The 11,629-nt window shown below is 57.2% G+C and carries 11 protein-coding genes; 3 read left to right on the forward strand and 8 right to left on the reverse strand.

Features of this window, described 5'->3' with window-relative positions; all coding sequences use genetic code 11:
• Positions 1-971 precede the first annotated feature (971 nt).
• Positions 972-1,472, forward strand: a complete 501-nt coding sequence (locus G442_RS0116675; protein ID WP_246789503.1) for a RidA family protein — start codon at positions 972-974, stop codon at positions 1,470-1,472.
• Between the two features lie 228 nt (positions 1,473-1,700).
• On the opposite strand, the gene G442_RS0116680 is transcribed toward G442_RS0116675, so the two are convergent.
• On the reverse strand, positions 1,701-2,663 hold the full coding sequence (locus tag G442_RS0116680; RefSeq protein WP_026398898.1) for a GlxA family transcriptional regulator: 963 nt from the start codon (positions 2,661-2,663) through the stop codon (positions 1,701-1,703).
• An 82-nt stretch (positions 2,664-2,745) separates the two neighbouring features.
• On the opposite strand from G442_RS0116680, the gene G442_RS0116685 reads away from it, so the two are divergent.
• Both G442_RS0116685 and G442_RS0116690 read left to right on the forward strand, forming a co-directional pair.
• Positions 2,746-3,444: a DJ-1/PfpI family protein gene (locus tag G442_RS0116685; protein WP_026398899.1), complete on the forward strand. Its 699-nt coding sequence runs from the start codon at positions 2,746-2,748 to the stop codon at positions 3,442-3,444.
• 56 nt (positions 3,445-3,500) lie between these two features.
• Positions 3,501-4,247 carry an SDR family oxidoreductase gene (locus G442_RS0116690; protein WP_026398900.1) on the forward strand — a complete coding sequence of 249 codons (747 nt, stop codon included), beginning with the start codon at positions 3,501-3,503 and terminating at the stop codon, positions 4,245-4,247.
• Positions 4,248-4,844: 597 nt separating this feature from the next.
• Here G442_RS0116690 and G442_RS24090 read toward each other — a convergent pair.
• From G442_RS24090 to G442_RS25615, 7 genes are all read right to left on the reverse strand, one after another.
• A complete protein-coding gene (locus G442_RS24090; RefSeq protein ID WP_211229165.1) occupies positions 4,845-5,393 on the reverse strand; it encodes a hypothetical protein in 549 nt (182 codons plus the stop codon).
• A 319-nt stretch (positions 5,394-5,712) separates the two neighbouring features.
• Positions 5,713-7,182: an NAD-dependent succinate-semialdehyde dehydrogenase gene (locus G442_RS0116700; RefSeq protein ID WP_307188553.1), complete on the reverse strand. Its 1,470-nt coding sequence runs from the start codon at positions 7,180-7,182 to the stop codon at positions 5,713-5,715.
• 54 nt (positions 7,183-7,236) lie between these two features.
• Positions 7,237-7,977, reverse strand: a complete 741-nt coding sequence (locus G442_RS0116705) for an SDR family oxidoreductase (RefSeq protein ID WP_026398903.1) — start codon at positions 7,975-7,977, stop codon at positions 7,237-7,239.
• A gap of 83 nt (positions 7,978-8,060) precedes the next feature.
• Positions 8,061-9,206 (reverse strand): alkene reductase, encoded by a 1,146-nt coding sequence (locus tag G442_RS0116710; RefSeq protein ID WP_026398904.1) that lies wholly within the window; start codon positions 9,204-9,206, stop codon positions 8,061-8,063.
• A 19-nt stretch (positions 9,207-9,225) separates the two neighbouring features.
• Positions 9,226-10,383, reverse strand: coding sequence for an iron-containing alcohol dehydrogenase (locus G442_RS0116715; protein WP_026398905.1), 1,158 nt, complete (start codon positions 10,381-10,383; stop codon positions 9,226-9,228).
• 66 nt (positions 10,384-10,449) lie between these two features.
• The gene (locus tag G442_RS0116720; protein WP_246789505.1) at positions 10,450-11,178 is read right to left on the reverse strand and encodes a glutathione S-transferase; all 729 of its coding nucleotides are present in this window, start codon (positions 11,176-11,178) and stop codon (positions 10,450-10,452) included.
• Positions 11,179-11,246: 68 nt separating this feature from the next.
• Positions 11,247-11,629: putative quinol monooxygenase (locus G442_RS25615; RefSeq protein WP_051291917.1), on the reverse strand; the 383-nt coding region annotated here is incomplete at its 5' end.

Here is an 11,629-nt window from a genome sequence, read left to right on the forward strand (position 1 = left end):
ATATCCCAATTTTCTGACGTCGTCACTTTCCAGGACGACGCACGGCGGCGACAATGCCCGTTTAAACCATACGCGCAATCCCCCCGCAGCGCCCGCCGATCCCCCGCCTATCCTTGCAGCGACCTGATGACGCCGCATTTGCTCGAAACCACCTCAATATCGACGCCCAGGAGTGTCTGAGACAAAGATATAATGATGTTCAAGGCGCTCTCGACCTCGGCTGCCATCTTCAATCATGATCGTGCTGTGTATGACAATTCTCGGCGCTTCAGGGAAGATTTATTATTTTTCAGTGAGACGATGGCGGCAGGCTCACCAACAACGGTTTGACCATTCAGGTTTCGACCAATGCAGTGAACCAGGTCGGCGTTCTTGAACAAGCGCCATTCGGTCCATAGCGGACGGGAATTTTTCTTATGTCCAAAAAGAAGGGATATATGTCGTTTTCGTGGGGAAAGAAAACTGATAGACCCAGTTAACCCCGTCAGTGCGTTTGTGCATTATTCGAAGGTAATTTACGACCAGCAAAAATAACCACAGAGCACCGATCATCACGAGAATTATGACACATCGAATCCGATTGTCGTCAATCCTGGGCTACAAAGTCGTTTGATCGCTCACAAATCATAGACGGTGAAGGGGGATCGATCAGTCGATTGATTACTGGCAGAATCGATCAACCGTATCTAGTGCATTCTTGAGATTTTTTCAATAGAGCGATGTCATCTTGGGGCGGGATTCATGAGAATTTCCGTTGCGGTTGAGATCGTCACTGAGGCGTACCTTTCATAAGCGAGGCGTGAACTCCATTTGCCCCCTGCTGAATGAATCGTTCCCCGAGGTTTTTACATATTTGAATCCAGATGCAACTCCATGCCGCATTCACCAGATTCGGTATGACTATTCGCTACAACTGAGGCTCACACCTGGAGGCAGAACCGATGACGGGACCGCTTAACCGACGCTTTGTAATGACGCTCGCCGGCACTGTCGGCGGCGTCGCAAGCATGGCGCCAGCGCGCGCCCACACGCCGGATGTCAAAAATCCCTCTGGAATGGAAAACAAAACGGTCCTCAGGATTCCAAAAGACAATCCTACTTTTGCCGCCAGTATCGGATCGTATGAAAAATACGGATATTCCCCCGCCGTTCGCGCTGGCGGGTTGCTCTTTATTGCCGGTCAGGTTGGACGCCGCCCCGATGGAAGGATTGCAGACACCGTAGCAGAGCAAGCCGAACTGGCGTTGCAGCGGACGGCGGAGATTCTGCGCCTTGAGGAACTGACCATGGCGGATCTTGTCGAAGTCGTCAGCTATCATGTTGATTTAAAAAACAACATTGAACCTTTCATGGAAATAAAAAAGAAATACACCGCAAAGCCTTACCCGGCATGGTCGATCATTGGTGTCGACGCATTGGCCTCACCCGACCTGAAAATCGAGATACGCAGCATTGCCGCGTTAAGACGGTAAGAGAAAATGCGCAGCTATGCTCGGGCAACACGCCTGATTTTGGGTCACCGCCGTGATGGCGCGCCGGGCAGAGGCGCTGCTTTCACTAAAAGCTCGGTCGCAACTGTCAAGTAATCGCTTCAACAGAATGCCCACCGGGTTACAGCCGTCCGGCGGGCATACAGGCCAGTAATTCAAAATACGTTATGGAAACGCTATAACACGCCGTTGGCAAACTATTATGGCGGTTCATGACGAATTGACCTCTGGTTTCCCGGCCTGTCGAGCAATGCGGCGAACCGCCTGGGGCGCCATGCCATAGTGTTTGATAAAAGCACGCCGCATGCGTTCCGGATCAGTGAAACCTACCGCCTGCGCGATCGCCTCCACAGGTTCGGAGCCATCTTGCACTCTTACACGAGCGGCTTCGATACGCAGCCGCTCGACCGCTCTCGCTGGCGTTTCGCCCGTTTCCCGCCTGAACGCGCGTCCAAACTGACGAAGGCTTAAATGGGCGGCGTCCGCAAGGCGTTCGATTGGTAATGGTTCATGCAGGCGATCACGTGCAAAAGCCAACGCAATTCTTATACGGTCAGACTCCGGTTCCATCTGGGATACTGGGGAATATTGCGACTGTCCGCCTGCACGGCGATGATAGACGACAAGCTCCCGGGCCACTTGACGCGTCAGTTCCAGCCCGTGGTCAGCCTCAATCAACGCCAAAGCGAGGTCGATGCCTGCCGTCACGCCTGCCGATGTCCAGACATTGCGATCTGTGATGAAAATCTTGTCAGCATCCACCTCCACAGCTGGATAGCTCCGTTGCAGCCGATGCGCCATCCGCCAATGCGTGGTCGCACGTTTTCCGTCGAGCATCCCCGCCTCAGCCAGCAGAAATGCGCCGGTGCAGACACTGGCTATCCTCGACGTCGTGCTGGCCAGACGTGCGACCGCCTGCGTCTCGTCCGGCAACAGCATAGGAGCGATGTCTCCACCAGAAATGACGAGGGTGTTCACGTTGGCGTCGCGACTCGGTTCGGTGGCTACAGGAACGCCACTACTGCTCCTGACCAGACCGCCAGCGCGCGACAAAACCTCAAGCCCGTACAAAGGGGGGCCCGCGACTTGTGTCGCCGCCTCGAAGGCCGCGAGAGGGCCAGCCAGATCCAGTAGCTGATGCCCCGGGTAAACGAAAAAACCTACGTTGTGCATAAGGGCGCAAATTAAGGGATATACGCCCTTTGCGCCACTCCTTTCGTCGGCATACTCCAAGCGAAGAGGGAGAGAGGCGTTTATGATCACCATCCTGATTCCGCTTTACCGAGGGGTTACCCATCTCGATTTCACCGGACCGCATCAGTTTCTGAGCACCATTCCCGACGCCCATGTGATCGTCGCGTCCCTGGATGGGGCGCCCATCGTCTCGCATGGACTGACGTTCGCGAACCTCACCGATCTCGAAACAATTGAACATTGTGACGTGTTGTGCGTTCCCGGCGGCTTAGGCTGCATTCCCGCGATGGAGAATGAACGCTTCCTCCAGGCGATTCGTCGCCTTGCTGGCCGCGCGAACTACATTACTTCGGTCTGCACAGGGTCGCTGATCCTCGGCGCCGCTGGTGTGCTGAAAGGACGTCGCGCGGCCTGTCACTGGGCGTGGCGTGAGATGCTCACGTCTTTCGAAGCGATCCCCGAAGACGGACGCGTGGTGCGGGATGGTCATATCATTACCGGCGGCGGCGTCACCGCAGGAATTGATTTCGCGCTGATCCTCATCGCGGAACTTTGGGGAGATGAGGCGGCTCAATCGGTCCAGCTTCTGCTTGAGTACGCGCCTTCGCCGCCCAGTGACGCTGGTCTGCCAGAAACAGCGCCGAGCCGTGTTCGAGAGGCGGTTCTCAACAGGATGGCCGACGCCCTGGAAGACGCGCATCGGCGCGTCGATATCGTGGCGCGAGCGACGCTTCACCGCTTCCTTGAGGCCCCGGGCTAACCACGCCGGACCGAAACAGCGACACCCATATAACCCGAATTAGCGAGGAAAAAACTATGAGGTTGAAAAATAAAACTGCACTGATCACGGGGGGCACCAGCGGCATAGGCCTGGCGACCGCGAAGCTGTTCATTCGTGAAGGAGCGCGAGTCGCGGTGACAGGGCGCGACGCGAGTTGCTTCGAAGCCTTACGAGACGAGCTGGGCAATGATGCGCTCATATTCGCCGCTGACGTTCGGTCCACGGCGGAGATGCAAACCGTCAGTCAGCGTGTTGGTGAAGCGTTCGGCGGCCTCGATATCCTTTTTGCCAACGTCGGCATTGCCTATCCCACGCCGCTCCCGACCACCGACGAGGCGCGTTACGATGAAATCATGGACGTCAACATGAAGGGCACTTTCTTCACGATGAAGGCTGTTTCGCCAATCCTTCGTGAACGCGCCTCGGTGATCCTGACGACATCCTTCATCATCCATGTTGGCCGACCAGGGCTTTCCTTGCTCACAGCGTCAAAGGCGGCGGTTCGGTCTCTGGCGCGCACATGGTCGCGTGAACTTATGGATCGCAAGATCCGCGTCAACGCGCTCAGTCCAGGCGGCGTCGACACGCCCTTGCACGGTCGCAGCGGGGCAGCTCCCGAGCAGGTTCAAGCAATCAAGGAGCAAATCGCTGCGCGCGTGCCGCTGGGCCGGATCGCTGACGCTGATGAAATCGCCCAAGCTGCGTTGTTTCTGGCGAGCGACGAATCCAAATATATGCTTGGCGCGGAACTGGTGGTTGACGGCGGCATCTCACAGATCTGATCCCGCGGGTTTACAATGCGCGTCGGCAATAGGCCGCGTCTGGTAAAGCGATAATCAGGCGATTCGATTTTCCGTCGACGTCACGGCTGAGTTTTTCCTGTGCCCGCGCTGATTCTGCCGATATGTTATCCACGTTCCAGCGAGAAACCGCCTACTGCGACCTCAAGAAACTGGCCTGCCTTCAAGCTGGGAGTGATGAGCTGATAAACATCTTCTGGCTTGGAACGTTATGACGACAGGATTTTTTCGACGAAGGCAACAAGTATCTCAATTTTCGCGCTTCGCGCCCTATTGCAGCCTGCATTTCGGCCACAAGCGCGACGACTGACTATTGCCGCGCTAGAGCATCATTCATCAGCTGGTCGGATACAGAGACTCGCCAAAACCACAAGCCAGAACTGTATCGGTGACCCAGTGTGAACGGATAAACCTCGGGTCTTCTATAGTGGCCTGTTCAGGTGCGTCGGCATTGCCGCTCACGTCCTTACGCAACCGATTTTTTGAAGTGAAAACTAAATTTTTATGGATATTAATTTATTTTGTTAACCATGCGAATATCGCGCGTTTGGAAACAGATTAAGTATAGCGAAAAGCAGATCACATGGGGGGCGTGACGCCTTGGCCTACCGCGACTAAACGAGCTTCATTACCGGGCTTCGTCCATACGACGACCGCAGAGCCTAGTTTAACCAGTGTATGCGTGGCCTGCACGAATTCGACGATGGGCGCATGTGACCTGACCCTAATCATTACGATCTTGTCGCCTGCCAGATTCACAGTGAGAATTCGTCCGCCAAAACTCACTTTCTGAGATATCACTACACCATTCGTCATAATAGTAGGCGTCAGTGGCGTTGATGCGGCAGCAATAGGCTCTGTGGTCTGGGTAACGCCCTTGTCGCCGTTATCATCGTCTTTTGAAGTGTCGGGCAAGGGGTCCCACGAATAGTAGCCGACCCTCCCGCCGCGCATACTTACCGGAACGAGCGCGATTTCGACAGCAATGAGGTGATTTGCGGACAGTTTTACTGCGCTGCCAATATAACTGCCAACCTGGATCGCGGTGAGGCTGGATGGGACCACTGCAGCGTATTTGGTTTGTGGGTTTATCGATAGGCGACGCAGAACGTTGTCTCGTTCCTTCACAGTGATGCCTGCGTCGTCAATCGCTGCGATAGTCCCGCGAACTCGAAGTGGTGCATGGGCTTGTGCAGGGAATGCGCCCAGCAAGATAAATAACATTATAGCTATGTGGAGTTGAGGCATTATTGGGCGCTCCTGTATTAGGAAAACGTCGACGCGGCTGCTGACGAACATGCGCGCCAAAACTCTACAGCATTGATACGTAAGGATGGCGACGATTTGCAGAACGGACGAAAATCGTCGCCATATGATTTGTTAAATTATGTTTTTGAACATAAATATTTCTCTTTATCGCGTTGAGTATTGCAAAGAAAACGCAACCCTAAAGACCGCCCAGGCTCATATATTTGACGTGCAAGAACTCTTCGATGCCCATGCTTGATCCTTCCCGCCCGATGCCGCTGTCCTTGACCCCGCCGAAGGGTGCGACCTCTGTGGTGATGATGCCTTCGTTGATCCCGACCATGCCGGACTCAAGAGCGCGCGCGACGCGAAAGGCGCGCGCAAGGTCGCGTGTGTAGAAGTAGGCGGCGAGGCCGAACTCGGTAGCATTGGCGGACGAAACCCCTTCGTCTTCGTCCTTGAAGCGAAACAGCGCCGCCACAGGACCGAAGGTCTCGTCATGGGCCACGATCATGTCTTCGGTTGCGTCACCGATCACCGTTGGCTCATAGAACGTGCCGCCCAGTAGATGCGGCTTGCCTCCGGCCAGCAACACACCGCCTCTCGCCAATGCGTCGTCCACATGCGCAGTGACTTTCTGGAGGGCCGCCTGGTTGATCAGCGGCCCCTGCTGCACGCCCTCTTCGAAGCCACCCCCAACTTTGAGCGCCTTAACGCGTGTAGTAAATTGCTTTACGAACGCATCGTAAATACCGTCCTGAACATAAAACCTGTTTGTGCAGACGCAGGTCTGTCCGGTGTTGCGGTATTTGGCAGCGATCGCGCCATCGACAGCTTTGTCGAGGTCAGCATCGTCGAAGACGATGAAGGGCGCGTTCCCACCGAGTTCCATCGACAGCTTTTTCATAGTTGCTGCGGACTGGGCGTACAGCAACTTGCCTACGCGAGTTGATCCGGTAAAGGTGAGCTTGCGCACGAGCGGATTGCTGGTGAGTTCCGCGCCGATCGCCACGGCGTCGCCAGTGACGACGTTGACAACGCCTGCGGGAATGCCCGCCTTCTCGGCCAGGACCGCCCAGACCAGCCCGCAATATGGCGTGAACTCGGACGGTTTGACCACGACCGTGCAGCCGGCTGCGAGCGCAGGCCCGATCTTTCGGGACAGCATAGAAAAGGGAAAGTTCCATGGCGAGATAGCGGCGACAACGCCCACCGGCTCGCGGGTCACCAGTATCTGGTTGCCCTTCCATGGCGACGGCACGATCTCACCATTGATGCGACGCGCCTCTTCCGCGAACCACTGCACGTAGTTCGCGCCAAGCAGGACCTCCCCCTTGGCTTCCGCCAGAGGCTTTCCCTGCTCCAGTGTCAACATCGAGGCGAGCAGGTCGGCATGCTCCCGGATAATCGCGGCCATGCGATGCAGCGCCGCCGCACGCTCGCTGGCCAACGTCGTCGACCACCCGTTGAAAGCAGCCTGCGCCGCGTCGATCGCCTGCCTTGTTTCGCTTGCCGCAGCCCAGGCGATGACGCCTATGATTTCGCCTGTCGCGGGATTGGTGACATCGCAGCTCCTGCCGCTCTCTGCATCGCGCCATACGCCGTCAATGGCGTTTTGCTGCCTCAACCATCCGTCGGTCTTCAAGGTATCGAGTATCTTGCTTGCCACTGGCGTCTCCATCGGTGGGGCGTAATCTGGTGGCGCGCCCATGTTTTTGAGTGGTCAGAATTCCTGCTTGGTCGGGCGAAGCACGATCGCGTTGATGTCGACGTCCGCCGGCTGCTCCACCGCGAACGCGATCGCGCGCGCTACAGAACTTGCCGGGATGGCTTGCTTGTAGAAATCGAGGACAGTTTCCGTCGCTGCGCCCGACGTGCTGAATTTCAGGTCGCTCTCGACCGCGCCCGGCTCGACCGAAGTGACGCGGATCTTCTCGCCGACCTCCTGACGCAATCCTTCCGAGATGGCGCTGACGGCGAACTTCGTGCCGGAATAGACCGTGCCGCCGGGCGCAAAGACCTTGATGCCAGCAACAGAACTTACGTTAATGATGTGCCCGCTCCCCTGAGCGATGAAGCGGGGAAGCGTCGCGGCGATGCCGTAAAGCGTTCCTCTGAGGTTGACGTCGATCATCGCGTCCCATTCCTCGGTGTTAACCTCTGCCATCGCACGGATAGGCATGACCCCCGCATTGTTGATCAGCACGTCAATTCGGCCGAAATTCGCGACAACGGCGGCGACAACGGCTTCCATTTGCGCCTTGACGGTCACATCGAGTGTGTAAGCTTGCGCTTCGCCGCCCTGGGCCGTTATGGCGGCCACAACCTCATCCAGTTTTTCCTTACGTCGAGCGGCGACCGCCACTTTCGCGCCGTGTCCGGCTAGCAGGCGCGCAGTCTCGGCGCCGATACCGGTGCTGCCTCCCGTAATCAGGATCACCTTACCTTCGATACCATTGGTCATAATGTCGTCGTCCTGCTGAAGTCTGTATTGATTGCGAGTGAGCGGCGCGGCCGTTCTTGACGCGCCTCAACCTTGCCGGGCGCTTAAAGCGGTTCGACGTTGGCGCTCTGCGAGTAGACCGGATAGTCGGTGAAACCTTTTTCGCTGCCGCCGTAGAGATACTCAGGGCGCAACGGATTCAGCGGCCAACTGTTGAAGATGCGGGCAGGCAGGTCGGGGTTGGCGATAAAAGTCCGGCCGAAAGCAATGAAGTCCGCTAAACCAGTCTCAAGCAGGCGCGCCCCGCGTTCAGGGGTATATTTTCCAGCATAGATCACGCGACCCGAATAAACCGCTCGAACCGCCTTTCGAAAACTCAGTGGCAAATCTGGCGCATTGTCCCAGTCGGCTTCGGCGATCGACACATAAGCGACATTGGCGTCCTCAAGTATTTTGATAGCGGCGATATATGTCGCGTGCGGATCGTCTTCGACAAGGCCTATATACACGCGGTCCTGATCGGTGCTCTCGAAGAGCGGCGTAAAGCGGACGCCGAGCCTGTCCGGCCCGACTGCTTCGGACACAGCCGCGACGATCTCCCGGAGGAAACGCAATCGGTTGTCCACTGAGCCGCCATATTCGTCTTGGCGCTGGTTGGCGCGAGCGGAGATAAACTGGTTCACCAGGTAGCCGTTCGCTGCGTGTATCTCAACGCCGTCGAAGCCTGCCTCGATCGCGTTTCGCGCCGCTTGGGCGTACATCTGCACAAGCTCCCTGATTTCAGGAACGGTGAGCGCACGTGGCGTCGGCGGCTGCACCAACTCACCAACGCCCGGCCCGGTTTCGATGAAGGCCTTGACCTTCTGCGGCGCAATGGCGGATGGCGCAATCGGAGCCTCGCCATTCGGCTGTAGCGCATTGTGGGAGACACGCCCTACATGCCAGAGTTGAGCGAAGATCACGCCCCCTTGGGCATGAACCGCTTGTGTGACTTTCCGCCACCCCGCGATCTGTTCTTCGCTGTAGATACCGGGCGTCCAGGAATAGCCTTGCCCCCGTGGTTCGATTTGAGCGCCTTCAGTGATCATGAAACCAGCGCTCGCTCGCTGGCGATAATAGTCCGCCATGAGATCCGTTGGAACGTCGCCGGGCTGGGCCGCGCGCTGGCGGGTCAGAGGCGGCAGGACAATACGGTTGGGCACGGCGTGACGCCCCAACTGCGCTGGAGTGAAATAAACTCTACGATCCATTCTTCATGTTCCCACGCGATCAGCGATAGGCTCCTTGGTAAATGCGGAGGGCTTGTTCCGGCGTTACAGGCCGAGGATTATTGATAAGCAGACGGGTCTGCTGCATGGCTTCAGCAGCCATGTCCGGCAGGCTCTGCTCAGGAATGGCGAGGGCCTGCAACGACGTCGGCAAACCGATTGCCGAAATGAGTTCAGCCACAGCCCGAATCATCGCGTCGGCCCGTTCGTGAAGGGGCGTCTCGGCGAGATCGGGAAAAATATCGGCCGCGATTGAGGCGTAATCGCTCGCTGCGTTTGGCAGGTTGAACCGCATGACGTGCGGCAGCATCAAAGCTGTCGAGATGCCGTGCGCGACATGAAAGCGGCTGCCGATCGGGTAAGCAAGCGCATGCACGGCCGCCACCGGCGAATTGGCGAACGCCTGACCCGCCAGAAAAGATCCGAGCAGCATGGCGCCTCGAGCATCGCGATCGTAACCGTCGTCGACTACACGGCGGATATTAGCACCCAAAAGGCGTAACGCCTGTTGGGCGAGCCCTTGCGATACCGGGTTCCGGTTCGGCGATGCTGAGGTGTACGCCTCGATCGCATGGACCATAGCGTCGACACCGGTTGCAGCGGTCACTGCTGGCGGCAGTCCTACCGTCAATTCGGGATCAAGGATCGCGACGTCAGGCAAAAGGTGATGAGAGACGACACCTTTCTTTGCGTTTCCCGCTACAAGAATTGCAACGGGCGTAGCCTCGGAACCCGTTCCGGCGGTTGTTGGCGCCAGCGCGAGAGGAAGGCGCGGACCAGTAGCGACATTCACACCGTAGAGTTGATCCAGCGGCTGCCTGCTTCCGGCGACCAGCGCGACAACCTTTGCGACATCCATCGCCGATCCGCCGCCGATGCCTACTACGCCGGTTGCTGACATGTCTCTGGCCATACCGACTGCAATCTCGACATTGCTGTCCGGCGGCTCAGGCGACACGCCGTCGAAAAGCGAGACGGCGCTGCCAGCCGCATGCAGACTGGCGATGAAAGGATCCGCAAGTCCCAGGCTGTGTATAGTTGCATCAATTACGATAAGAATTCTGGGCCCCAACAAGGCCGCGACGCCATCGGGCAATGCGCTTGCTACGCCTTGGCCAAAGTACACCGCACTCGGCGCATGAAACGTGAATGATCGCATCTTCTGATGCCCCGCTTTGCAGGGAGGAGAGGCGCAACTCCTCCCCTGTTAAGAGTTGTTCTTATACTATGCTTTAATTTCGAGTTGTTTTTTGACACTAGGGCGCTCTTTCATTTTCTCATGCCAGGCAAGCAGGGCGGTGCATTCTTCGGGAATGGACAACTCCACGATGGCGGCGAAGATCAGGCCGCCCACGAGGGTGATATCGGCCATCGAGAATTTCTCGCCAGCGACAAACGGGCGCTCTCGCAGGACGGAATCGAAATAGCGCATGCCCCTCAGGGCCCTGTCCCGCTGCCTCAAACCCCATTCGTTATTCTGGTAGAGTTCCACATCCGGCCCAAGGCCCGGCGTCGCATGGTGGAAATAGACGCTGACCGCATCCATCACCTCCAGTTCGACGCGCTTGCTCATCATGTGGATCTCCCCCTTCTCGCGGGGCGTGTTCCCGGTCAAAATCGGATTTCCATCAAGATTATCAAGATATTCGGTGATGGCCGTGCATTCGGCGATGAACGTCCCATCGTCGAGCTCCAGCACCGGCAGGGTGCCCGAGTAGTTCTTCTTCAGGAAGCCCGCCATCTTGTGCTCCCCCTTCCAAAGATCGACCTTTTCGAACGTGATTCTGGACTCCATATCCTTCTCGGTCAGGGCCATACGAACGCGAGCCGGATAAGGCCCCGTGGGCCAGTCATAAATCTTCATATTGTTCTCCCATAGAAGCCCGCACGCACACGCGGCAGGGCCAAAAATCACAACAACGCGTCGCGCCAGGTCAGATAGGTCGAGCGTCACGGTATGATCGTAGAAATTGCGCCGTGACCGCCTCGCCGCAAAAAAGATTCACGCGATCGCGGGAAAATTCAGCCGGAAACCACCTTCTTCCCAAACATCACATCATATTTTCCAAACATAACGTCGAGGCGGTACAAATGCGCCGGATAGGCGAGCATGTCCGCCAGTTCGGCCGACCTGAGAAAGTTTCGTCCCCCGGGTCCAACGCCGTGAGCATTGCGAGCCGCGGTATCCGGGAACGCCTCGAAAATCCCGAACGTCGTCTCGGAAAAACGGCACCCGAACCACGGGCCGGTTCCAGGCTCCTGCTCTACGCCAGCGAGAATGTCGCTCAGGAACTGCTCGACCAGATCGCCCTTCCCGGGCTTGGCTTCGAGATTGATATAATAGGCTTTTGGGCCCGCAGTATCGTCATACCCGCTCCGAACCCACCCGGGATGCACGTCCATAG

The sequence above is a fragment of the Acetobacter nitrogenifigens DSM 23921 = NBRC 105050 genome, from assembly GCF_000429165.1.
In the GTDB taxonomy this organism is placed as follows: domain Bacteria; phylum Pseudomonadota; class Alphaproteobacteria; order Acetobacterales; family Acetobacteraceae; genus Acetobacter; species Acetobacter nitrogenifigens.

Coding starts and splice junctions, on each gene's coding strand:
- G442_RS0116675 (WP_246789503.1), top strand. CDS start 972: ATGACGCTCGCCGGCACTGTCGGCGGCGTCGCAAGCATGGCGCCAGCG.
- G442_RS0116680 (WP_026398898.1), bottom strand. CDS start 2,663: ATGCACAACGTAGGTTTTTTCGTTTACCCGGGGCATCAGCTACTGGAT.
- G442_RS0116685 (WP_026398899.1), top strand. CDS start 2,746: ATGATCACCATCCTGATTCCGCTTTACCGAGGGGTTACCCATCTCGAT.
- G442_RS0116690 (WP_026398900.1), top strand. CDS start 3,501: ATGAGGTTGAAAAATAAAACTGCACTGATCACGGGGGGCACCAGCGGC.
- G442_RS0116705 (WP_026398903.1), bottom strand. CDS start 7,977: ATGACCAATGGTATCGAAGGTAAGGTGATCCTGATTACGGGAGGCAGC.
- G442_RS0116710 (WP_026398904.1), bottom strand. CDS start 9,206: ATGGATCGTAGAGTTTATTTCACTCCAGCGCAGTTGGGGCGTCACGCC.
- G442_RS0116715 (WP_026398905.1), bottom strand. CDS start 10,383: ATGCGATCATTCACGTTTCATGCGCCGAGTGCGGTGTACTTTGGCCAA.